The sequence below is a fragment of the Methylosoma difficile genome, from assembly GCF_054657615.1.
This window is the reverse complement of the sequence record NZ_BAAHYJ010000002.1, coordinates 154,558-177,743: the sequence shown is the minus strand read 5'-3', so window position 1 is coordinate 177,743 and position 23,186 is coordinate 154,558. Positions and strand designations below refer to the sequence as shown.

19 protein-coding genes are annotated in these 23,186 nt (G+C 49.5%); 8 read left to right on the top strand and 11 right to left on the bottom strand.

Translation table 11 applies throughout. The features are described from left to right. Positions 1–24 precede the first annotated feature (24 nt). The 3 genes from ACYQ1O_RS06240 (at position 25) to ACYQ1O_RS06230 (ending at position 3,894) form a co-directional block, all read left to right on the top strand. Positions 25–1,404, top strand: a complete 1,380-nt coding sequence (locus ACYQ1O_RS06240) for a WD40 repeat domain-containing protein (RefSeq protein WP_459990795.1) — start codon at positions 25–27, stop codon at positions 1,402–1,404. 182 nt (positions 1,405–1,586) lie between these two features. Next, the gene (locus tag ACYQ1O_RS06235) at positions 1,587–2,588 is read left to right on the top strand and encodes a glycosyl hydrolase family 17 protein (protein WP_459990794.1); all 1,002 of its coding nucleotides are present in this window, start codon (positions 1,587–1,589) and stop codon (positions 2,586–2,588) included. A 196-nt stretch (positions 2,589–2,784) separates the two neighbouring features. After that, positions 2,785–3,894: a D-alanyl-D-alanine carboxypeptidase family protein gene (locus ACYQ1O_RS06230; RefSeq protein WP_459990793.1), complete on the top strand. Its 1,110-nt coding sequence runs from the start codon at positions 2,785–2,787 to the stop codon at positions 3,892–3,894. A 57-nt stretch (positions 3,895–3,951) separates the two neighbouring features. Here the strand turns inward: ACYQ1O_RS06230 and ACYQ1O_RS06225 are convergent, their stop codons facing one another. Next, the gene (locus ACYQ1O_RS06225; protein ID WP_459990792.1) at positions 3,952–4,461 is read right to left on the bottom strand and encodes a hypothetical protein; all 510 of its coding nucleotides are present in this window, start codon (positions 4,459–4,461) and stop codon (positions 3,952–3,954) included. Between the two features lie 444 nt (positions 4,462–4,905). Here ACYQ1O_RS06225 and ACYQ1O_RS06220 point away from each other — a divergent pair, with 444 nt between their 5' ends. The 5 genes from ACYQ1O_RS06220 to ACYQ1O_RS06200 all read left to right on the top strand — a co-directional run bounded on the left by ACYQ1O_RS06220 (position 4,906) and on the right by ACYQ1O_RS06200 (position 10,938). After that, positions 4,906–5,673: an MlaA family lipoprotein gene (locus ACYQ1O_RS06220; RefSeq protein WP_459990791.1), complete on the top strand. Its 768-nt coding sequence runs from the start codon at positions 4,906–4,908 to the stop codon at positions 5,671–5,673. 166 nt (positions 5,674–5,839) lie between these two features. After that, complete coding sequence (locus ACYQ1O_RS06215; RefSeq protein WP_459990790.1) at positions 5,840–6,859, top strand: quinone-dependent dihydroorotate dehydrogenase; 1,020 nt, start codon at positions 5,840–5,842, stop codon at positions 6,857–6,859. A gap of 14 nt (positions 6,860–6,873) precedes the next feature. Then, on the top strand, positions 6,874–8,154 hold the full coding sequence (locus tag ACYQ1O_RS06210; protein WP_459990789.1) for a hypothetical protein: 1,281 nt from the start codon (positions 6,874–6,876) through the stop codon (positions 8,152–8,154). A gap of 43 nt (positions 8,155–8,197) precedes the next feature. After that, positions 8,198–8,830 (top strand): winged helix-turn-helix transcriptional regulator, encoded by a 633-nt coding sequence (locus ACYQ1O_RS06205; protein WP_459990788.1) that lies wholly within the window; start codon positions 8,198–8,200, stop codon positions 8,828–8,830. Continuing rightward, positions 8,827–10,938, top strand: a complete 2,112-nt coding sequence (locus tag ACYQ1O_RS06200; RefSeq protein WP_459990787.1) for a KGGVGR-motif variant AAA ATPase — start codon at positions 8,827–8,829, stop codon at positions 10,936–10,938. Before ACYQ1O_RS06205 ends, ACYQ1O_RS06200 begins: the two co-directional genes overlap by 4 nt. Positions 10,939–10,979: 41 nt before the next feature. On the opposite strand, the gene ACYQ1O_RS06195 is transcribed toward ACYQ1O_RS06200, so the two are convergent. From ACYQ1O_RS06195 to panD, 10 genes are all read right to left on the bottom strand, one after another. Then, positions 10,980–11,594 carry a Uma2 family endonuclease gene (locus ACYQ1O_RS06195; protein ID WP_459990786.1) on the bottom strand — a complete coding sequence of 205 codons (615 nt, stop codon included), beginning with the start codon at positions 11,592–11,594 and terminating at the stop codon, positions 10,980–10,982. A 23-nt stretch (positions 11,595–11,617) separates the two neighbouring features. Continuing rightward, the gene (pmbA, locus tag ACYQ1O_RS06190) at positions 11,618–12,949 is read right to left on the bottom strand and encodes a metalloprotease PmbA (protein WP_459990785.1); all 1,332 of its coding nucleotides are present in this window, start codon (positions 12,947–12,949) and stop codon (positions 11,618–11,620) included. 97 nt (positions 12,950–13,046) lie between these two features. Then, the gene (gene tldD / locus ACYQ1O_RS06185; protein ID WP_459990784.1) at positions 13,047–14,486 is read right to left on the bottom strand and encodes a metalloprotease TldD; all 1,440 of its coding nucleotides are present in this window, start codon (positions 14,484–14,486) and stop codon (positions 13,047–13,049) included. 66 nt (positions 14,487–14,552) lie between these two features. Then, positions 14,553–15,119, bottom strand: a complete 567-nt coding sequence (bamC, locus tag ACYQ1O_RS06180) for an NlpB/DapX family lipoprotein (RefSeq protein ID WP_459990783.1) — start codon at positions 15,117–15,119, stop codon at positions 14,553–14,555. Between the two features lies 1 nt (position 15,120). Then, positions 15,121–15,939, bottom strand: coding sequence for a carbon-nitrogen hydrolase family protein (locus ACYQ1O_RS06175; protein WP_459990781.1), 819 nt, complete (start codon positions 15,937–15,939; stop codon positions 15,121–15,123). Between the two features lie 13 nt (positions 15,940–15,952). Continuing rightward, positions 15,953–19,843: a YhdP family protein gene (locus tag ACYQ1O_RS06170; RefSeq protein WP_459990780.1), complete on the bottom strand. Its 3,891-nt coding sequence runs from the start codon at positions 19,841–19,843 to the stop codon at positions 15,953–15,955. A gap of 60 nt (positions 19,844–19,903) precedes the next feature. Then, positions 19,904–21,358, bottom strand: coding sequence for a ribonuclease G (gene rng / locus ACYQ1O_RS06165; RefSeq protein WP_459990779.1), 1,455 nt, complete (start codon positions 21,356–21,358; stop codon positions 19,904–19,906). Beyond that, complete coding sequence (locus ACYQ1O_RS06160; protein WP_459990778.1) at positions 21,351–21,929, bottom strand: Maf family protein; 579 nt, start codon at positions 21,927–21,929, stop codon at positions 21,351–21,353. Before ACYQ1O_RS06160 ends, rng begins: the two co-directional genes overlap by 8 nt. Further along, complete coding sequence (gene rlmH, locus ACYQ1O_RS06155; protein WP_459990777.1) at positions 21,929–22,396, bottom strand: 23S rRNA (pseudouridine(1915)-N(3))-methyltransferase RlmH; 468 nt, start codon at positions 22,394–22,396, stop codon at positions 21,929–21,931. Before rlmH ends, ACYQ1O_RS06160 begins: the two co-directional genes overlap by 1 nt. A 150-nt stretch (positions 22,397–22,546) precedes the next feature. Continuing rightward, positions 22,547–22,927, bottom strand: coding sequence for an aspartate 1-decarboxylase (gene panD / locus ACYQ1O_RS06150; protein WP_459990776.1), 381 nt, complete (start codon positions 22,925–22,927; stop codon positions 22,547–22,549). Positions 22,928–23,186 lie beyond the last annotated feature (259 nt).

The window sequence follows — 23,186 nt, the reverse complement described above, 5'->3', positions numbered from 1 at the left end:
ACCAATCGAGTAGAGGCAAGCACAATGTCCCAGGCAACTATTTATAGCTTACTCATTTGCATAGCTTTTACTGCCCTAATGGCGGCTTGGCGAATTTATAAACAAGGCCGTGAATCCGTCAATGTGATGCTGTTGCTGTTATGGGCATTTGGCTTTTATGCCGGTCAACAAGCACTTGGTTTTCTGTTTAAGTCAAATCCAACCCAGTTGTATTGGGTTCAAGAACGCGATCCTAATAGCCCTGTCACTTTCCAATTGGAAAGCAGCACATCCCTTTACGGCCTTGCCGTCACGCCTGATGGCAGCACAGCGGTCACCTTGTCAACGGCGGGTGTTGATGTTTGGGATGTCAAAACAGGCAATGGACGCTGGTCTGTAAAAAACTTGGAAGGCAAAGCATCGCTCAGCCGTTCAGGGGATTTGCTTGCTGTCAGGGAAAAAGGCGAACGCTTCGAACACACGATCAAAATCTATAACCTCGATAAGGGCGCTTTGCTGGCAACCCTTACCGGTGAACCCGCTTCTGCATGGACAAAGTACCAAATGTTCAGCCCGAACGGAGCTTATCTTTTAGTCGGCAGCGAAGACATGAATGTTGCCATTTACCCTTTAGGCACGCTGGACAGCGACCCTGACGCTGCCGAACAAACCATCCAACCGATTATTGTGCCAAGGGAAATACCGGCTTCTGGCTACGGCCTGCCCGCCAGCTACCAGCACATGGGCTTTGACGGCGATAATGAAAGCCTTTTCGTACACGCCTACGACCGGCTGGAACAGTGGACGCTTGGCGAACAACCACAAAAGCTGAACGACTACCTTTTTGCCGATACCATTAACTTCAAACCCTCGCATTTTTCCGACGACGGCAAACAGGTGTTTTATTGTGGTACGTCCACAATAGAGCTGGCAGGCACTTACAGCTCCACCGAAAAGGAAGTGCTTAAACTGGACGTTCCGCAAAAACTGGCTCCAGGCAGCCATTCCATTTCCAGCCACTGCGCAACCAGCCCTGATAATGCGTGGTTTGCCTTTGGCATGGAAGAGTCTGGCGGCAACCAAAGCATTGTCTATACACTCCATATTTGGAAAAATGACGGCACGCTTGCCACGACCGACACCGACACACAAGCCACCAAAGTTATTGCGCCGCAAGTGGCAAACTTAGCATTCAGCCCCGATTCCAGCACTTTATACGTCATGGATGACTTTTTGCGTCTGCATGTTTATGGACTGGGCGACAATGTAAAAACCGCCATGCTGACGCCCGACCAATTTGGCTGGGCAACCGGCCCGTCAGCATTACCTTTGCTGGCGGCAGCCGACAACGGCGTGCTCTTGTCTTATCACAATGCCAATAAAGCCGTTTGGATACCGCATAGCCTATCCAGACCCGACCACTAAACACCACAGGTTTTCCCTTTAGACCCAATACCACTCACAGGAACCCCCTGTCGGGTATTTCACATTTATTTTGCAGTAACACAAGAATATCCGTACCATCATCCAACAGATTTGCAGCTATAATTCATCCATATATCCATGATTTACCGCATAGCGCTTACTTTGGACCCTAAAAACCCATCATGACCCTTCCCTGTAAAGCTAAGCATTGGCTATGGCCTCTTTTGTTGCTACCGTTATTCAGCCTACACAACAGTTATGCGCAAACAAAAACGCCACACGCCGCAAAACCCATGCAGTGTGTGGCGTTTAGCCCTTATGTCGGCACACTAAGCCCCGACTATGGCCCAGCCCCTTCAAAACAATTGATCGACCAGCTGCTGGATACCCTAATAAAAAAAACACCTTTCCGCTGCATTATGACTTACGGCGTGCTTAATGGCCTCGATTACACCTTTGCCGCCGCCGAAGCCCGAAAAATCAAAGTCATTGCCATCCTTTGGATCGACAAAGACCCCGCCGTCAACTCGCAATCGATCAGCAAAGGCATCGCCGTTGCCAAAGCCTACCCAAAAACCATCATCAAATTAAGCTGCGGTTCGGAAGTCAGGACACGCCATGATTATGCGTTTGATGGCGAAATCAGCCGCTGCCTGGCAGGTTTGCGGGAAGCGGGCGTCAAGCAACCTGTCACCACTATTGATACGTGGTGGGAATGGTGCAACCGCTCGCAACCTTGCGGACAAACCCAATTTGGCGCGCAAGTCGATTGGATAGGCATTAACATCTTTCCGTGGTGGGAAAGCATCCATTCCAGCCTGCACACTTGTGTACCCGCCGAAAAAGCCGCCGATTTCCACTTGGCCCGTGTTGAAGAAGTGCAACGCGCCTATCCAGGTAAAGAAGTTGTCATTACCGAATTTGGCTGGCCCAACGGCCCGGATGGCCTAAGCGTCGCCAATAAAAACAGCGGACAGGCCTGTGTCAAAGCCAGCCAGAAAAACCAAGCGCTGGTAGTGCAGTCCACCTTTAAAAAGTTACAAGCCAAAGGCATCACCGGTACCGTCTTTGAAGCTTTTTCAGAAAACTGGAAGCCAAACAGTGAAGGTGATGTCGGGCGTTATTGGGGGATTTGCGAAAACAATGCCCCGTTTGCCTGTCATGCCCTGACCCATAAACCGTAAGCTTTTAAAAAACAGAGGCTTCCGCCTACTGAAATACAGCCTTTTGAAAAATTAAAACCTTAGATAAAACTGGCTTGTGCCTAGCCGTTTGTTTTATCTTCACAAACCGATTTTGTAATTCTGCTCTTCCGCACTGCCACCACAGTACCCACACGTAACTGTATATTTTTAATTTTGACTTTATTTCCATCCGTCAATGTCGAATCTTAAATCCTTCCTGACTATTGTCCTGACCGCTATCTTCCTCACGGTCTCTACAAGCAGCCACGCTGCCCATCATGCCGCCATTTTGATTGACGCCAGCGATGGCAGTGTCATCTACGAAACCAATGCCACCCACGCTTGGTTTCCGGCCTCGCTGACCAAAGTGATGACGTTGTACATGACTTTTTCGGCACTGAACGACGGCCTGATTAGCCTGAACGACCGGATGACCGCCTCGCCTAACGCCGCACGGCAACCCAACAGCAAGCTAGGGTTGCGGACGAACGAAACCATCACTGTTGAAGAAGCCATCTTGGCCTTAATTACCCGCTCAGCTAATGATGCCTCTGTTGTGCTCGCCGAACATATCGGCGGTAGCGAAGTGAATTTTGCCGTCAAAATGACCGCAAAAGCGCATGATCTGGGTATGTTCGACACCCATTTCATGAACGCCACGGGCCTTCCTCATGACTGGCAAGTAACCACCCCGCGCGATATGGCGATGTTGGCTTGGAAAACCCAACGCCATTTCCCCAACTACTACCCTTATTTTGCCGCCCATAGCTTTTACTTTAAAGGCCGTGAAATGCCCGGCATCAACAAATTCACCGCCAAATATCCCGGCGCAGAAGGCATGAAAACCGGCTTTACTTGCGGCTCTGGCTACAACTTAATTTCTTCGGCTTCACAAAATGGCCGGCACTTGATTGGCGTCGTCATGGGCGGTATGACCAGCGCAGAACGTTATCAGTTGATGACGCGCATGATGGATAACGGCTTCGCCAATCCTTACGGCATAGGCAAAAACATCACCAGCCTGACCAGTTCTTATGCCGGATCAGCACCTTATCTGCTGGGTTGCGGCAACCACGCCTCCACAGTATTGGTAAATCGCCCAAGCCCTGCCAGAAGCGCAGCCCATCATGTAAGAAAAGTATCGGCAGTTAAGCACTCTGCAAGCAAACACAGCAAAGCAAGCAAACATTCTGTCAGCCATTTTGCCAGCAGTAAAAAAGCGCCCAGCCATAGCCATAAAGCGATTGTCAAAACCAAACTAGCCAGCAAAGGCAAAGCGTCAAAAACCCGTTATCGACGCAGTTAACCCCGTCCATACCGTGCGGCAGGCTCCAAAACCTGCCGCTACCGCCCAAACCTAAACCTAAACCGGTTTGCGTTCCATACAGCTTGCGAAAGCAAAACGTATCATCAACAAAGTCATCATCACCGGAAAAAGCAAATAGTGTTCAGTAAACGCTAAGCTTGCCAACACACCCGGCATCACCAACCAAGGCTTCAGCAACGTGGTATAGCTAAGATAGCCTTGCATGTAACGCAAAGTTTCCTTATCGATCTTATCGACTTGCGCCAACAGGTATAAGGTCATAAAGCTGCCGACAAAAACAAAATACAGCGGAAAGAAAAAGAAAATCGGCGAATCATCATTAAAATCCGGCTTCCAATAGGCAAACCACAGCACCAACGCCGCCGCCGAAAAACCATCGTAACAAAGATAATTAGGCAATTTTTTTGACAGCTCCCCTAAAAAGCAAAGCAACGCAACGCCCAAGCACGCGTACATCACCAGAGAATCCTGCAAATAATCCAAGAATGGACTGCCTATTTGCACCAAGACACACAAAACTAAACTCAACACAATAAAAATTAACATGGCTTTGGCTTTATTTAGAGGGGAAAAAAGATAAAAAAGACTTGCAAAACGTACTAATCCCTTTTGCTTATGCACAATGGTGAAATTCTTAGATCAATGGCTTAGCAACGCCATCATTTTCTTCCGTGAAACCAGACAAACAACACAAGCAATTGATTTTTATAACTTAAAAAAACGTACAAAAAGACTACAATCCAAGAATCCCTTAACAGGAACGGACACTTAGCAGCCTTATCCAGATGTTATGCACACACTTATCCACAGCCTGTGTGGAAAACGACATAAGTGCTTGAATTAAGCCCCCACGGATTGATTTTCTAATGTTAAAATTAGCCAATCGCCGAAGTACCTTGATACGGATAATGCCCGCATTTAAGCCCCACATCAATATTTTGGCTAGAACAAACCTAATTAATATAAATGCTAGCCATGCAGGGAGTAAAAATGTTGCGTATTAACCGCCCCCACCCGCTATTTTGTAGCCTGATCGCCGCCGCGATTTTACAAGGCTGCGCCGCCACGCCCAGCGCAACTTACGAAGACCAACACTTTCAAGGATGGAACAAAAATCTACAGGCATTCAACGACAGTGTTGACAGAACGGTGCTTAAACCGATTGCCCAAGGCTACCAAAAGATCACGCCTAGTTTTGTTGACCAAGGCGTCAGCAACCTGTTCAGCAACGTCAATGACATTGGCGTCACCATCAACGACTTCCTGCAATTAAAATTCAGCCAAGGCAGCGCCGATGCCGGACGTTTGCTGATTAACTCATCACTGGGCTTGGGCGGATTGATCGATGTCGCTGATGCGGTTGACCTCACCAAACACAACGAAGATTTCGGACAAACCCTTGCCGTTTGGGGCGTACCCTCCGGCTCCTATTTTGTCTTACCGTTTTGGGGGCCAAGCTCCCCGCGTGATGCCGCCGGCTTGGTTGGCGACGCCATGTTCAACCCGCTCACCTACGTGTCCATCTTTGGCGGCACAACAGCCAATGCCGCCGTCTACGGGGCAAGAGCCATTGAAATCATCGACACCCGCGCCAATTTGCTGACCACCGAAAAAATCGTCAATGAAGCCAGCGGCGAAGACCATTACGACTTTATTAGAAGCAGCTACAAACAACGCCGCGAATTCTTAATTAACGATGGCAATACCAAAGACGACCTTGATCCGTTAGATATTGACACCACACCCGCCAAACCTTAACCAGCCCATTCATCCAAGCTATTTTTCCCTACAAAAATAGCTTGGAAACAAGCCCAAAACAACAACGGCTTAGCGCAAGCCCCGCAACAACCGCTTCACTGTTAAGCGGTTCGCCCAACCCAAATCGGCATCCACTATCCGCCCGCAACCCGCCAACAACGACACCATGAATATCTACCCGCTGCTTCGCCCATTATTATTTTCGCTAGATCCCGAAACCGCGCACGAAGTCACCTTAAAACTGCTCAAAACCGCGCATCAAACCGGCTTAAGCCGCTTGACCAATCCCCCATTAGCCGACAAGCCCGTCACCATCATGGGCTTAACGTTAAAAAATCCCGTCGGCTTGGCTGCAGGTTTGGATAAAAACGGTGATTATATCGATGCGCTCGCCGCTTTAGGTTTCGGCTTTATCGAAATCGGCACCGTCACACCACGCCCACAGCCGGGCAACCCCAAACCGCGCTTGTTCCGCCTGCCCGAACATCAAGCCATCATCAACCGTATGGGCTTTAATAATTTGGGCATCGACCATCTGCTGGAACAAGTCAAAAACTCACCATACCAAGGCATATTAGGTATCAACATCGGCAAAAACTTCGACACGCCCATCGCTAATGCCGCCGATGATTACCTGATCGGCCTACGCAAAGCCTATCCACATGCCAGTTACATCACCATCAACATTTCCTCGCCCAACACCCAAAACCTGCGCCAATTGCAACAAGGCGATGAAATCAAAAACCTCATCGCGCAATTGAAGGAAGAACAGCTCAAACTGCAACAAGAACACAGCCGTTATGTGCCGCTAGTGGTTAAAATCGCCCCCGATTTAACGGATGAAGAAATCAGCCACATCGGCAGATTATTATTGGAATACGCCATAGACGGCGTGATCGCCACCAACACCACCATCGCACGCGACGCCATCGCCAACCACCCGCTTGCCAACGAAACGGGCGGCTTAAGCGGTGCGCCTGTCAAAGAGAAATCGACGTACGTGGTTCGCGGCTTGGCGGCGGAATTGGGCGGAAAAATCCCCATCATCGCCGCTGGCGGAATTTTAACGGCTGAAGATGCCCAAGAAAAAATCGCCGCTGGTGCGAGCTTGGTACAGGTTTATAGCGGCTTGATTTATCGCGGGCCGGAATTGGTGGCGGATGTTGTGCGGGGCATCCAAGCTTAACAGGCCATTTGCTTATGAATAAGCTGTTCGATGACGCTTTTCTGGCGCAATGGTGTGAACTGTATGTGCGTTTTGTCTGCAAAGACAGCCAGCGGTTGGCGGAAAGTGTCAACCGCTGCGCCCCCAAACAACTACAAACCCATCTTCTACCGAAACAACCTAACATCAAGAAATTATTGACGAAAACCCAATTTTCCGATGACGATTATTTGACTGCCTACGGAATTTTGCTCGATTGGGATAAGCGTTTTTTGCAACAACCTCACCCACATTTGCTTTCAGGCCATATCGAACAGACGCTTAACCAATCACGCTTCCTACTGGTTCGACAAAGCAACAGCCCGATAGCCAATGCCATACCTAAAAATCGACGCTTTAAACCCAACTATAGCCTTGGAACGCAAGGCATTTTAAGCTTGCGCCACCATTGGCAAGAGATAGAGCTATCCACCGATCTACAGATAAGACGCAGCGACATTTTCGATACGCTATTTTCAGAAAAACAGCTAAAAATCGGTCTATCGCCTTATGCGGGTAAGAATGATATGGATTGGGAGCATAATACCGAAGCCGGACGATTGGACGGCAGCATTCCCTTTTGGTGTAGCGGCGCAAAAAATGCGGAAGAATTACAAGAACGCATCATTTCGATATTAACAGCCGCTCATCAACACGGCGTGCATATCCTCATCTTCCCTGAATTGGTGATGACCAAAACCTTGCAAACCACCATCAGCCAATGGCTTTTGCAAAACAACGCCTTCAGTCGCGTTATCCATTTGGTCATCGCTGGCACTTGCCATGTGTTTGAAAACCAAGAAAACAGCCATTACAGCAACCGCTGCACAGCCTTCAACCACATGGGCAAAATTGAATGGCAACAAGACAAACGCCAACGTTTTACATTGACTGCCGATGAAACCTACAAACTTTTCAAGCTTAAATCGCCAGCGTTTGAACCAACCCAGCTCGCCAACCATTTAGTGATCCGCCATTCCGCTTTAGGCAAAGTGGCAACACCGATTTGCTTGGATTTTTTGTGTGATGGGCTTTGGAAAACTATGCCCATTGAGCTGTTTTTAGTGCCTGCCATGTCCGCAGGTTTAAGCCGCTTTATAGATAATTGCCGGATAGCAGGCAATGAACACAGTTCAGCAGTTTTTATTTGCAATACTGACGGTAACAAAGAACCGCTGGTTGCCTATCGCCCCGAAAAACACGATACCTTGCAAATCCAAAAAATAAATCCATTATTGTTCATAGTAGACGTTGATATAACAATGAACCCTGCGTAATATACAATTTCAATTCACACTAATTTTTATAAATAAGTGAACAATGGACAAAATAACAGAACATTGCGATAGCTATAAAAAAGCCCTGCAAAATCAAGATGAAGCCACTTTACACCGCGAAAAGGCTTGGTTAACCGCAGCAGCCACTTCGGCCTTATTGCAACAAGATGCCCAAGCCATGCAGCGTATCAAAGCCTGTTGTGGCGAGTTGTCAGCATTAGCAGACCATTTTGATAATACTGGCAAACCGGGCGACCGTTGGCGGGCATTGGGTGACGTAATGACCTTAGCCTTAGATAGCGGCAAACCGTTGGAGCAATTGCGCTTGGTATTGCCATCAACCGTTTCGGGCTTATTGATGACCCATATCCAAAAAGAAGCTGGCATCACGCCAACGAAATTATCCGAACGTTGTGGCAAAGAAAAAAACCATGTTTCCAATGAAATCAAAAAATTGGAAAGCGCTGGCCTGATTTACCGCTTCAAACGCGGTAGAAACCATGAATTATTTTTGTCTGCTTTAGGCGCAGAAGCTTTGGCGGATGTCGCGCCAATGAAAACTATTATCGATAACCCAAACTTGCAAAAACAAAAACGCGAGTATCCATACATCGATAACAACCGCATAGCGCAAATGGGCAAACCACAACTGGTATTCGCGACAAACAACAAATGACCCCTTCCACAGAAAACCTCCCCAATCTCACCCGCTTCGTCGCCTTTTATTCCTACAAAGGCGGCGTGGGGCGCACACTGGCTTTAGCCAATTGCGCCAGAGCCTTAGCCGCTGGCGGTAAAAAAATCGTGTTGATGGATTTGGACTTAGAAGCCCCTGGCTTACTCAATTTTGATGCCTTCAAACCTAAAAGCGGCGAAAAAAAGCCTGCCGGATTTAGTGAATACATCAAAACTTGCTTACAAGAAGGCCCGCCAGAAACCTTAGATGGCTACATCCACGAATGCCGAGGCGAACCCAACGATGAAGGCAAAGTTTGGCTAATGCCCGCAGGCCGCCATCTGGATGCAGGTTATCTGGATTTTCTTAACGGCTCAACGTGGAACGATTTTTACACCCAACAAGAAGGCTACAAAATCCTCGAAAACCTGCGCGGTCATATCATTAACTGCTTTGAACCGGATTATGTGTTCATCGACTCCCGCACAGGCTTATCAGAAATCGGCGGCATCGCCACCCACCAACTTGCCGACATTATCGTGCTGGTGTTCAACTTAAACGGGCAAAATTTGGACGGTGCCAAGCGCGTGTTTGATTCCATCCGCAAACACGCACCGCTAAACCCGCAAGTGATATTAGTCGCCTCGCCGGTGCCTGTTGTACCGACTGAAAAAGGCACGCCGTTTTTCGACAAAATGCAAAAAATCGCCAAAGATTTTAAAGGCGCTGTTAACCACGAAAAGCCCTTGGTAATTCCTTACCATCCATTATTGGCATTTGCCGATCGCTTACTGGTCGACGAAGGCGATCTATTTAGCACCGATGCACCATATCGACAATTGGCTAAAACCATCCAAAAAATATCCGACGATGCCGATATTTATCTGCAACATATTGGTAAATCGCTGCAACGCGGGGATTTTCAGGAAGTTATAGCCATTGCCCAACAGGGGCTGCATAAAACTCCGGCAAATTTTTATTTATTAGGGAATTTGGCAACGGCCTATTTTGTTAGTGGTTCATTAGAAAAAGGCATCACAGTTACAAATGAATTACTGCAACATCATGGAAACAACAAAGAACCACGTCAGCTTGAATTAATATCACACTCTATGTTCAACAAAGGCTTTGCTTTGGGTCAATTGCAACGTCTTGAGGAAACGATTGCAGCTTATAACGACCTAGTGGAACGCTTTGGCGATGCCACAGACTTAGCTTTACAGGAAGATGTCGCCGCCGCATTAGTCAATAAAGGCGTTGCCTTGGGGCAATTGCATCGGCCTCAGGAAGCCATTGCCACTTATGACGACCTGCTTGGACGCTTTGGCAATACCACAGCGGTGGCTTTAAAGGAACAGGTCGCCAAGGCATTAATCAACAAAGGCGTTACCTTGGGGCAATTGCAACGGCCTCAGGAAGCCATTGCCGCTTATGACGACCTGCTTGGACGCTTTGGCGATGCCACGGCGGTGGCTTTACAGGAACAGGTCGCCAAGGCATTATTCAACAAAGGCTTTGCTTTGGGACAATTGCAACGGCAAGAGGAAGAAATTGCTGCGTATGACGACCTGCTTGGACGCTTTGGCGATGCAACAGTGGTGGCTTTACAGGAACAAGTCGCCAAGGCATTAGTCAACAAAGGCGTTACCTTGGGACAATTGCAACGGCAAGAGGAAGAAATTGCTGCGTATGACGACCTGCTTGGACGCTTTGGCAATACCACAGCGGTGGATTTACAGGAACAAGTCGCCAAGGCGTTAAACAGTAAAGGCTTTATCCTGCTATTAGATGCAAAAAAACACCGTAACAATCTGGAACAAAGCAATCAGCTATTACAAACAGCATTAAGTCATTTTGAACAAGCCATCAATCGTTCAGCACACGAAAATAAAGCGATAAAGCTTGGCAACCAAGCCTACACATTGTTTTTGCTGGGAAAAATAGAAGAAAGCGAAGCGATTTTGAAAGCTGCCTTAAAACAAGGCGGTCAAACACTTTACGATGCTGAATTGGCAGACAGCCACATCAATGAAATCCCCGAAGATGAAGCCTTCCGGGCTTTGCTAGAAAAATGTTGGCAGGCAACCAACACGGATAAACGCGCTTAAGTTAGATGGCGCTTGTACGGCAAATCAAAACCCATCTGGGATTATTCAATAGCGATTGTGCCAGGCTCATTTAATGCGGCTTGCAACAACCCCAGCACTTCTTCATTATCAACCCGGTCATAAATTTCAGCCACAGTCAGGGTCATGCCGACAGACTCAAAACTCACGCTATCGCCCCAGAAATAATGCTCAGACACCCAGCCTTGGCTTTTCCGGCACACTTCCACATCGACAAAATCTTGCTCGATCAGCACATATTCTTGCAAGGTGGGGATGCTTTGGTAAGCCATGCGTTTGGTGGTTTCATCCATACGCCGTGAGGTTTTCGACAACACTTCCACGATGAGCGTAGGCGATTGGCTGTAATAGCTGTGCGGGTTGGGTTCATCACAAACCACCATCGCATCGGGATAGAAAAATTTACTGCCGACTTTGACTTTCAGGTCAGAGCTGAACGGTTCGCAGGGTTTGCCTTGTAAATGGTTGCCTAAGTGACGATAAATATTGCCCGCAATGCGTTCATGGTTACGGCTGGCGCCCGCCATCGCGAACACTTCGCCGTCGATATATTCATGCTTGGTTTCGCTGATTAACTCACCTTCCAGGTATTCCTCTTCACTGATCCAAGTAGCTTTAGCTTGTAAATTGACGGACATGGTTTGCTCCAAATCTTGAAAATTTATTCCCCCGCCACCGACATTTTTTCGACCAATATCGAACCAGTGCGGATATTGCCGCGATAATCCACATCGCTGCCGATAGCGACAATTTGTTTGAACATTTCTTTTAAGTTTCCGGCGATGGTGATTTCTTCAACCGGGAATTGGATCACGCCATTTTCTACCCAAAAACCCGCCGCACCGCGCGAATAATCGCCGGTGACGTTGTTAACGCCCTGCCCCATCAGTTCGGTCACCAGTAGGCCGGTATGCATGTGTTGCACCAAAGCTTGAAAATCCAACGCGCCGGGCGTAATCGTCAAGTTACGGACACCGCCGGCGTTGCCTGTACTTTTTAAACCCAGCTTGCGGGCAGAATAACTGGCTAGCACGTAGCTACGCAGGATGCCATCGCTGACCAGATCGCGGGTTTGCGTGGCGACCCCTTCGCCATCGTAATTGCCGCTACCTAAGGCGCCGCGCAGATGCGGCTGTTCGTAAACATGGACAAAATCGGGAAAAATTGGCGTATCCAATGCATCCAACAAAAAGGAAGATTTACGATACAAGGCACCGCCACTGATGGCACCAATCAGCGACCCCAACAAGCTGGTGGCAATTTCGGCACTGAACAGCACGGGACATTGTTGCGTGGGCAAACGTCTGGCTTCCAAGCGGCGCAACGTGCGTTCAGCGGCTTTTATGCCAACGTCGTTGGCGCTTTCCAAATCGGCAGCATTGCGGGCGACGGTAAACCAGTAGTCGCGCTGCATACTGTCGCCGCGTTGCGCCAATACCGAACAGCTAAGCGAGTGGCGGGTCGATTGATAGCCTTGCAGAAAACCCAAGCTGTTGCCTAAAACGCGGATACCTTGGTGGGTGTTGACCGTCGCGCCTTCGGAATTGCTGATGTCGGCATGGTAAGCGCGGGCGGCATTTTCGCATTCGATGGCAATGGCGATGGCTTCATCGGCATGAATGCCCCACGGATGGTTAACGTCCAAATCGGGAAATTCCGTTGCTAGCAGTTCGGGGTCTGGCAAGCCGGCAAAACTGTCTTCGCTGGTGTAACGGGCAATGCTGCACGCTGCGCTCACGGTTTCTTTGATGGATTCGGGCGACAAATCACTGGTACTGGCAGAACCTTTGCGCTGACCAAAATAAACGGTAATGCCCAAACCTTGGTCGCAATGGTGTTCGATGGTTTCCACTTCGCCCAAACGCGCAGAAACCGACAAGCCGTCCTCTTGGCTTAATCCCGCTTCGGCGGCGGTTGCGCCTTGTTTTTTGGCCTCGTCCAACAAGCTTTGGACCAGGTTTTTCAGATGATTGATGTGTTCTTGGTTTTGCACGGTGTTCCCTTTGTGTAGGTTGGGGTGACGAAGGAACCCCAACACGTCGATGCGGCAATCGTTAGGGATCCTTCGTCACCCCCCGACTGAGTTTTCTCTAAACGCCTGTTCCGCCCACGGTAATATTGTCGATTTTTAAGGTCGGCTGCCCTACCCCGACTGGCACGCTTTGCCCGTCTTTACCGCAAGTACCGACGCCGGTATCCAGTTGCAAATCGTTGCCGACCATCGACACTTTGGTCAGCACATCCGGGCCGTTGCCGATTAGGGTTGCGCCTTTGACCGGGCGGGTAATTTTGCCGTCTTCAATCAGATAAGCTTCGTTGGCGGAAAAAACAAATTTGCCGGAAGTGATGTCCACTTGTCCGCCTGCAAAATTTTTCGCATACAGGCCGTTTTTGACCGATTTGATGATTTCTTCAGGGTCGTGCTGGCCTGGCAACATATAGGTATTGGTCATCCGTGGCATCGGCAAGCAGGCGTAAGATTCACGGCGACCATTGCCGGTGGGCTTGACGCCCATCAAACGGGCGTTGAGCTTGTCTTGCATGTAGCCTTTTAAAATGCCGTTTTCAATCAAGACCGTATTTTGTGTTGGCGTGCCTTCATCGTCCATGCTCAGTGAGCCGCGCCGACCCGCTAACGTGCCGTCATCCACCACGGTGCATAAGCTGGAAGCCACGCGTTCGCCGACGCGTCCGCTAAACGCCGATGTGCCTTTGCGGTTGAAGTCGCCTTCCAAACCGTGACCTATCGCCTCATGCAACAAAATACCGGGCCAACCAGAACCCAGCACCACAGTCATATTGCCGGCGGGCGCTTCACCCGCTTCCAAATTGACCAAGGCTTGTCTGACCGCTTCGCGGGCATAGCTTAAAGCGCGGTCATTTTCAAAGAAGTAGCTGTAATCGCTACGCGCGCCGCCGCCCATGCTGCCTTGCTCACGTCGTCCGTTTTCCACCACGATGACGCTGACGTTCATGCGCACCAAAGGCCGGATATCCGCCGCCAATGCGCCTTCATGGTTGGCTACCAGCACCTGTTCGTAAACGCCTACCAAGCTGACGATGACTTCTTCAATGCGATGGTCAAGCTTGCGGGTTTCCGTATCGACATAGTTCAGCAAGTCAATTTTTTGCTGGTCTTGCAGTGACTTTAACGGGTTGAGCGGTGCGTAATAGCTGATAGGACTGGCTTGCGGGTGTAGTTTGACGCTGGCGTTTTGGCCTTGGCGGACAATGGCTTTGACATTGTTGGCGGCTTCCAACAATACAGGCAATTCAATGCGGTCGCTGTAGGCAAAACCGGTTTTGTCGCCGGACACGGCACGCACACCGGCACCTTGTTCGATGCTATGGCTGCCTTCTTTAATGATCCCGCCTTCCAACACCCAAGATTCGGCATGGCTGGATTGGAAATAAATGTCCGCCACATCCACCGCCGAGCTGAGCAGGCAGTTCATAATTTGTTCTATATCGCTGTCCTGAAGGCTGGCGGGTGTAAGGATGGCCTGTTTGGCAAGTGTCAGTAGTTCCATTTTGCAAATAAGAAAGTGTTCCAAGAAATCAGTCTTACAACCGCAGGGCGGTGAAAACCGGACGTTTTACTCTTCTTTTAAGTCGTCGTGCAAAGTTTCGTACAGGTCACGCAATAAGGATTCTTGGTCGCTGGTGGCAAATCCATCGGCCTCATCCCGATCGGACACGGTAACGGGGATTGCCTTCACTTTCACGAGTCCGTCTTCCGGCTCTACGGTCAGCATGACATTGGCATCATGATGTTCGTCTTTACTGGCAAGCAACACGCTGAACAAACCTTTTGAACTGTAATAGACATAATATAAACCGCGTTCGCGATTGTGGTCGGTTATCTTAATTTCCCTTTGCTTAAGGGCAAGGCCGATGCTGCGCCAAGCGGTTTCGTAATCTTGCCGTATCGTAATGCGCATTGGTTCCGATTCAACAAACGCCACCGCATCACGCAAACCGGGTTTGCTGGATTTTTTAGGGATGACGCTCACATCGGGTTCAACGGCGGGTTCGTCGATGCTTTTTTCAATCGCCAATGTGGGTGGGCGTTCCAACAGTTCGGTATCGCGATAACGGCTGTCTTTACCGCCGCAAGAAGCTAAAACAAGGACGATGACAACAGCTTTCAAGATCAATGGCATATTATTCACAAAACAAACGACGGTGGTTTAATACAGGGAAACTGGCGCGGACTTTTGCCACGCGCTCCCTATCAATATCGGCACAGGCAAAACCATTGCCGGTTTTATAGCAATCCAAGACAATGCCCCAAGGGTCGATCACCATGCTGTGCCCAAAAGTTTTACGGCCATTTTTATGGAATCCGCCTTGGTTAGGGGCTATCACATAGCAGAGGTTTTCCACCGCCCGCGCCCTTAGCAGCAATTCCCAATGCGCCGCGCCGGTTTCGGCAGTGAACGCCGACGGTACGACCAAAATTTCCACGCCTTGTTTACCCATGTTTCGGAAAAACTCAGGGAAGCGCAGATCGTAACAAACCGCCACGCCCAACTTACCAAACGGGGTGTCAATAACCAAAGGCTGGTCTCCTGCCTCGATGGAATCCGATTCGCGGTAGACTTCTTCTGTGCCCGGCACATTGACATCAAACAAATGCATTTTGTCGTAACGCGCCACACGTTCGCCTTGATCGTTGTAGATCAGACAGGCGGCGCGGACTTTATTGGGCGCATCACCCGCTATCGGCATGGTGCCACCGACAATCCAAACACCGTATTTTTTGGCGGTGCTGGCTAAGAAATCTTGGATTGGGCCGGTGCCGTCCGCTTCTTTGACCTTAACTTTGTCCAGTTCATGATCGCCCATTAAGGCAAAATTTTCCGGCAATGCCACCAAGGCGGCTCCAGCTTTAGCTGCTTCGGCAATTAGCCGCTCGGCAATCAATAAGTTGGAGCTAATTTGTGGGCTGGAAGCCATTTGGATCGCTGCACATTTGCTCATTGTTATCTCCCTGTTATTTTTTATTGGCTTCGCCTAACCAAGGAAACGTGGTAATACCTGACCAAGTTTTTTGGAGTAGGCCATCATTCTCGTGTTCGGGGATCACCACCAGATTATCCCACTTGCCTTTGACCTCATAGTGCGAGCCAAAAAACCAGCCTTCTTGGTTTTTACCGGTCAATGTGCGGGCCAGGATAGATGTCACCTTGCCCATGATTGTACCAGCAATGGGTAAGGCATCGGCACTTTTCGGGACGACTTCCACCTGATAATCCATGATGCGTTTTCCAAAATCGGTGTCGCCTTTTAAGGTGATTTTTGCCGGCACGGCATCGACCTGCAAATTGTTGCTGTAGGCTTTCCCTTTGACCATATCGAAATGTCCGCTGATAACGTTAAAAGTCAAGCCTTCGCCAAAAACGTCGCTAAAATCCAGCTGCAAGCGTTTGGTCCATTGTTCCAAAGCCAAAATGCCCAAAATGCGCCCAAAACCGGGTTCAACACTGAGCAAACGCCCTTCCTTAAGTTGCACATCGATTTGCCCCATCAATTTTTTAACGGCAAATTCATGGGGTGCGGCGGCCCAATTGAAAGCAAAATCGAGTTTGCCGCTGGTTTCAGCGACATCTTTGGTGATTCCCAAATCTTTCAACAATTGCCCGACTTTCGCGCTTTGCAATTGCCCACGCCATTGGCTCTGCGATTGTCCGTTGTTAATTTTCCAATCGCCGGTCATCGCCAATTGCTGGCGGATGCCCATCAAATCGGCTTGAGTGAAAGCCAAACCGTCAGGTAAGCGTTCAGTTTCGACTGACAGGCTACCCAAATCTAAACCCTTCCATAAAGTTTGCGCACTTTTAATGCTGATGAGCGGCAAATTTGCCGGTGTAAAGCGGGCTTGGCTGGTCGATGAAGAAAAGTTGGCTTGAACATTAGGCGTTTGCAATTGCTTTAAGGCCGATAAGTTGAGCATGTCCAAATTTAGGCTGACTTTTTCGCTACCCTGAAAATCAACCGGCAGTTTGGCAGTGCCCGAGCCAAAAGCACTTTCAATTTGCGCCGACCAAAAAGAGCCTTGTGGCTGCAACAACATATCCAAACGGCCTAAGGAACTGTCTTGCCATTGCACATCTTGGCTGCGGATATGGATTTGTTTGATGATAGGCAACAGCGCTTTGCCATTGGCGGCATTGTTATTGCCCTCCTCCACATCATTCGGCGACGGCTTTAACCATTCATCCATTTTTAGTGGGGTTTGGTTGAAGGCAATCCAAAGGCCGTCTTTTTCTGGCAGGCGGGCTTCGCCTTTACCGACAAGGATATGGCCTGATTGTATGGTTTGCCCTGGCATGGCAAGTTTGACAGCCGCTTTTAAACGCTGGTCGTAGTTGACGGCAATCGGCAAGACTTGATCCTGATCGAGATCAATCCGTAACCACAATGGTGTTTTTTGGGTACGGGTCTTTGCCAAATCGCCAGGCAAGCGCAGATCCACACCTTGCAGATCCGATTCAATCGTCACACTGGCGTGTGTCGGGTTGGTCTCGCCCACAGCACTATCGGGCAACAGCAACTGCAACTGGTAAGCCAATTCGCCATTCGCCAATTCCCAGCCCGGCATTTTAAATTGCTGCTGCAATTGTTCGATGCCCGCCGAACCTTTGGCATTGATTAAAATACTGTCGGGGTTGGGCGTGCTGAATTTGATCTCGGTGGGCTGACCAAACACTTTGGCGCGGATGTTATCGCTGCTGACGGCATCGCTGGTAAATTTCAACTCACCGACAATGTGTTCCAACCATAAATCCACCGGCTTGACTTTGAAAGCCGCGCCGTTCAGTTGGGCGTTGACCGCTACGCGGTGATCGCCGATACCGCCTAGCGGTATTTCCAAATCGACATTGATGTGGGTGTCGCCTTTAGGCGTTAAGGCGTTGACAAACATGGCGGTCGTGTCTTTCAACTCGGAGTCTTGCAAAAAACCGAACACATCGGTGATGGCCCCATGCAATCCGCCTTTGATGGTGATGGTTTTGCTAATCCCCATATTGGGGTTGACCATCGTAGACTTTTCCAAGCTTAATCCGTGGCTATTGGCGGATTGCAGCTCGCATCGGAGTATGCGATTGTCGATAAAGACGCTGCCGACAATGTCGGTCATGACAGGCCATTCCGGCGCATAAATCAATTGTAATTTCTCAACATCCAATTGCACATGGAACAAACCTTCGTCGGGTTTATTAGGGAATTTGTCCAAATGGCTGGCAAACTGCAATTCGCCGTTTTTAACCACACCGCTTGGAAAGGCCCGACCAAACCAAGTAATGTCATCTTCTTTCATGATTTTGATGGGCAAATAATCCCTCAGCGGGCCGGTGTCATCGCTGGCAAATTGCATTTTGAAATCTAAAAACGGTGGTTTATCTGTTTTTGGCAAATGCAGCCAAAACCGGCTTTGGGTCGTCAGATGGGGTAAGACCAGTTCCATTTCGGGTGTGGAGATTTGCCAATCGTGGGTTTGTTGCCGCCAATGCAGACGTGTTTTCAAATGTTCCAACGGCAACGGTTTTGGCAAAGCGGCAGGAATCGACAAGCGGGTTTTTTCCATAGCCAAGTCGATAAAACCGGCTTGCTCGGTACCCTGCAACTGACCGGACAAACTACTAAAGCCTGGTAGGTTTTCAGTAGCCGTCATTGCCAAACCGTTAAATTGACCGGTCACGGCAAACTGGGCCTTTTCAGCATCCACAAAAGCGCGGACTTGTTGCAGCAGGCCAGTCGGTTGCGCCTGCGCCAAGACGGCTTGATAAGCTTCAGGCAAGCCATCGGCAAATTGCGCCATAGCCGCCAACGCTTGTAAATCTAACTGATCGGCAACCAAAGCCAGTTGCCGCCAACGTCCATCCTGCGGATTTTGCGCCGCGCCAATACTGAAACGGGTTTGAAAGCTTTGGGCTGGCTGACCGACGTCACTCCATTGCAAATCCTTAAAATCAGCCCGCTGCCAATGGCCTTTATGCGTCCATTGCAAACCGGTATGCAAGCTACTTACAGGCAGCAACACATTATTTTTATTGATTATTTTCAGCTTCTGCAAATCGACTTTGGCCTTTAAGGTCACTGCTTGTGAGGCTTCCAGCTTTAACCACGCCTGCAAACTACCCACGCCCGATGCCACCTTGACCGATTCGGGCAGATAGCTTGCCAACCATTGCGGCAAATTCAACTGGTCGCCATCGACAAACACCCGCCCGGTCACCGCTGCTGGCTGGAAGAAGTTGCCGTTTAGCGACATGCTGACCCGTAAAGACTTTCCCCATGTTTCCGGCAAGCGCATCAACATATTGATACGGTGTTGGTCGCCATCGTTAAAGATCGCCATATCGACCGGTTTGATGGTCAGCGGGCGGGCATGCAGCTTGGCATCCAGCCAAGTGATTTCACTGTGCAACAGCTCGTATTGTCGGCCTTGTAGAAGCCAGAGAGGATCACCTTCGGAGGCTTTTAAACCGGCAACACCGATGCTGCCGTCGGCTTTGCGGATGATGGTGAGCTTGACACCCACTAAAGAAACCCATGTGGACGGCAACAAAGCGCGGGTTTGCAGCACATCCCAAACATTAATGCCCAGACGGATTTCTTTCAGCTGGATAACGGGTTTATCAGCTGCATCGGCGAAGGTGATGTCTTTCAGCAAAAGCTCGGGGTTGAAACCGCGCATTTTTGCGCTTAAACGCCCAATTTTGACCGGCAAGCCGACTTTTTCGGACACCTCTTCGGCAAGCAAGGCTTTGTAACTTTCGATGCTGGACAAACTCAGGCGCACCGCCGTCAGGCTGATTGCCAGAGCCAATAAAGTCCAAAAAATGAGATGCCGCGTGGCACGCGTTATATGGTGGATCACTCAGAACAAAGGCAATGGACAGAAGGGCAAAGTTTAGCCCAATTCGAAAAGGCGGGGAATTTACAGCAGCACAACATCGTATTGCTCCTGGTTGTACTCGGCTTCCGCCCGAAACTTGATTTGCACACCCAAAAAAGTCTCCAATTCAGCCAGCATATCGGCTTCTTCATCCAGCAACATCTCCACAACGCCATTTGAAGCCAGCACCAACAGGTTTTTGACTTTATACAAACGCACTTCGCGGATAATTTCACGGAAAATTTCCAGACACACCGATTCAGCAGTCTTCAACACGCCGCGCCCGCCGCAAGCGCTGCACGGTTCGCAGAGAATATGTTCAAGACTTTCGCGGGTACGCTTGCGGGTCATCTCCACCAAACCCAATACCGACACTTCGGTGATCTTGGTTTTGGCGCGGTCTTTTTCCAAGTTGCGTTCCAAGGCCTGCAACACTTGGCGTTTATGCTCATCGCTTTTCATGTCGATGAAATCGATGATGATAATGCCGCCCAAATTGCGGAGGCGCAATTGCCGGGCAATGGTTTGCGCGGCTTCCAAATTGGTCTTGAAAATCGTTTCTTCCAAATTGCGCCCGCCGACATACCCACCGGTATTGACATCAACCGTGGTCATCGCTTCTGTTTGGTCGAACACCAAATGCCCGCCAGACTTGAGCTTAACTTTGCGTTCCAAGGCTTTTTTGATTTCATCTTCGACACTGTAGATGTCGAACACCGGACATTCGCCGGCATAATGCTCAACCACCGGCACAATTTCCGGCACAAACACCTCGGCAAACTCCAGCAAACGCAGGTAAGTTTCGCGTGAGTCGACCCGTATCCGCTCAATGCCTTCTTTGTACACATCCCTTAGGGTTCTGACGCTTAACGGCAAGTCTTTATGGATGAGCTGTTTGGGCTTGGCTTCTGGAATTTTGGCGAAAATAGATTCCCATAATTTGACCAGAAAAGTCATATCCGCCAGCAATACCGATTCTTCCACACATTCGGCAGCGGTACGGGCAATAAAACCGCCGCATTGGTTTTCTTTACGGAAATTGTCCAGACAAGTCCTCAGGCGCAAGCGCTCGGCTTCTTGTTCAATACGCTGCGATACGCCGGACGAGCTGGAGTACGGCATATAAACTTGAAAACGCGACGGGATGGAAATTTCTGTCGTCAGGCGCGCGCCTTTGCTGCCCAGCGGGTCTTTAACCACTTGCACCACTAAGTTTTGACCTTCGTGCAGGTAATGCTCGATATTTTCCGAACCTTTCTTTTCCAAATCTTTGGCGCATAAGTCCGACAAATGCAAAAACGCCGCCCGTGGCAGGCCAATATCGACAAACGCCGCCTGCATCCCCGGCAAAACTCGGCACACCTCACCTTTGTAGATGTTACCGACCAAACCGCGTTCGCGGGTGCGTTCGATAATCAGCTCTTGCAACACGCCGTTTTCAATGACCGCAACGCGGGTTTCCGGCGGGGTGACGTTGATTAAAATTTCTTCACTCATGCAATACGGGAATACCTTGTTGGGTTAATAAAGCGGCAGTTTCAAACAGCGGCAAGCCGACCACACCCGAAAAGCTCCCTTTAATGGATGCAACAAATAAGGCGCCACGACCTTGGATGGCGTAGCTGCCTGCTTTATCGGCCGGTTCACCGGTTTGCCAATACGCCAGCATTTCGGCTTCAGTTAAAGTTTTAAACGTCACCTCTGTGACGCTAACAACTTGACCATGTTCAAGTCCTCGTAAAGAAACCGCCGTGTAAACCTGATGGCTTTTGCCGGACAAGCGCGCCAGCATAGCCAAAGCCTCGGCTTGGTTTTGCGGTTTGCCCATTATCAGCCCGTCTTGTACAACGGTGGTGTCCGCCGCCAGCACTGGCAAATCGCTGCCGATACGCATTTGGCAAGCCAAGGATTTTTCTGCCGCCATGCGTTGGACATAAGCCAAAGGTGGCTCGCCAACCAGCGGCGTTTCGTCAATATCGGCGACATGGACGCGGTAACGGACATTGATTTGTTCAAGCAGTTCACGACGGCGGGGCGAGGCGGAAGCCAAGATAATCTGTGCGGACATTAGCGATGATAAGGATGGTTGTTAAGTAGGCTCCAAGCGCGGTACACCTGTTCGGCAACCACGACCCGCACCAAAGGATGCGGGAAGGTCAGACGTGACAAGCTCCAAGATTGCCGCGCCTTATCTTTGACGGCGTCAGCCAATCCTTCAGGGCCACCCACCATCAGGGCAATGGGTTGGCCTAGGTTTTGCCAAGCTTGCAGGGCTTGCGCCAATTCTTCGGTCGTCCACAACTTGCCCGGAATATCCAGGGTGACCACATGCGCAGCGGACGGCATGGCAGCCAGCATGCGTTCGCCCTCGTCTTTGACAATGCGTGCAACATCACTGTTTTTGCCGCGCTTACCGGCAGGTATCTCTTTTAATACCAGTTCGCACTCGCGGGGCAAGCGTTTGGCGTATTCTTCATAACCGGACTGCACCCAGCTGGGCATACGGTTGCCGACTGAAATCAGATGTATTTGCATGGCTAGGGAGGATACAGACAAGCGTTGCTGTATGCAATCTGTACGACAACGGTTATGGCTTTAACTGTAAGTGGCGCGGTCATGATGACCGCAGCTCACAACTGGATAGGCAGTTGCCGTGGATTACCCAACGGCAAAACAAGGGTAATTTTAGGCAGGTTGGACAGGAATCGCCGAAGCGGAACGGACGACTTCGTTTTTCTCGTTAAAATAAATCAGTGTCGGCGAGTGGCTATCGGCCTCTTGCTGATCTAATACTGCATAAGCACAGACAATAATCAAATCGCCAGGACAGGCCAAACGTGCCGCCGCACCATTTACCGAAAAAATGCCTGTACCGGCTTCGGCACGAATGGCATAAGTGGTAAAACGCGCACCGTTGTTGATGTTGTAAATTTGGATTTGTTCGTATTCTCTGATGCCTGATAAATCAAGGATCGCGCTATCAATCGCGCAAGAGCCTTCATAACCCAACTCCGAACGGGTTACGGTTGCCCTATGTAATTTTGCTTTAAGCATCGTAATTTGCATAATAAAACAATATAAATACGTTAAAAAACGCGTAATTATCCATTAATTTACGCACTGCATCAACATTTAGCCTTTTTATGTGATGGGTTTTGCATCAATAAGTTTTAGCGTTTGCTGATGCTTGCCTACAAAACGACAAAAATAATTTTTTGCAGCTCCTTAATAATCAACCGCTAAAGCACAAAATGCGCCAGTATCTTAAGTTTGGGCAGTATCCGTTAATTTTATGTGTCATGCCTTAAGCAACCCTGCAAAACAC

Bases quoted from the DNA above. Each gene is read 5' to 3' on its own strand.
- ACYQ1O_RS06240 (WP_459990795.1), top strand. From the start codon at position 25: ATGTCCCAGGCAACTATTTATAGCTTACTCATTTGCATAGCTTTTACT.
- ACYQ1O_RS06235 (WP_459990794.1), top strand. From the start codon at position 1,587: ATGACCCTTCCCTGTAAAGCTAAGCATTGGCTATGGCCTCTTTTGTTG.
- ACYQ1O_RS06230 (WP_459990793.1), top strand. From the start codon at position 2,785: ATGTCGAATCTTAAATCCTTCCTGACTATTGTCCTGACCGCTATCTTC.
- ACYQ1O_RS06225 (WP_459990792.1), bottom strand. From the start codon at position 4,461: ATGTTAATTTTTATTGTGTTGAGTTTAGTTTTGTGTGTCTTGGTGCAA.
- ACYQ1O_RS06220 (WP_459990791.1), top strand. From the start codon at position 4,906: ATGTTGCGTATTAACCGCCCCCACCCGCTATTTTGTAGCCTGATCGCC.
- ACYQ1O_RS06215 (WP_459990790.1), top strand. From the start codon at position 5,840: ATGAATATCTACCCGCTGCTTCGCCCATTATTATTTTCGCTAGATCCC.
- ACYQ1O_RS06210 (WP_459990789.1), top strand. From the start codon at position 6,874: ATGAATAAGCTGTTCGATGACGCTTTTCTGGCGCAATGGTGTGAACTG.
- ACYQ1O_RS06205 (WP_459990788.1), top strand. From the start codon at position 8,198: ATGGACAAAATAACAGAACATTGCGATAGCTATAAAAAAGCCCTGCAA.
- ACYQ1O_RS06200 (WP_459990787.1), top strand. From the start codon at position 8,827: ATGACCCCTTCCACAGAAAACCTCCCCAATCTCACCCGCTTCGTCGCC.
- ACYQ1O_RS06195 (WP_459990786.1), bottom strand. From the start codon at position 11,594: ATGTCCGTCAATTTACAAGCTAAAGCTACTTGGATCAGTGAAGAGGAA.
- tldD (WP_459990784.1), bottom strand. From the start codon at position 14,486: ATGGAACTACTGACACTTGCCAAACAGGCCATCCTTACACCCGCCAGC.
- bamC (WP_459990783.1), bottom strand. From the start codon at position 15,119: ATGCCATTGATCTTGAAAGCTGTTGTCATCGTCCTTGTTTTAGCTTCT.
- ACYQ1O_RS06175 (WP_459990781.1), bottom strand. From the start codon at position 15,939: ATGAGCAAATGTGCAGCGATCCAAATGGCTTCCAGCCCACAAATTAGC.
- rng (WP_459990779.1), bottom strand. From the start codon at position 21,358: ATGAGTGAAGAAATTTTAATCAACGTCACCCCGCCGGAAACCCGCGTT.
- ACYQ1O_RS06160 (WP_459990778.1), bottom strand. From the start codon at position 21,929: ATGTCCGCACAGATTATCTTGGCTTCCGCCTCGCCCCGCCGTCGTGAA.
- rlmH (WP_459990777.1), bottom strand. From the start codon at position 22,396: ATGCAAATACATCTGATTTCAGTCGGCAACCGTATGCCCAGCTGGGTG.
- panD (WP_459990776.1), bottom strand. From the start codon at position 22,927: ATGCAAATTACGATGCTTAAAGCAAAATTACATAGGGCAACCGTAACC.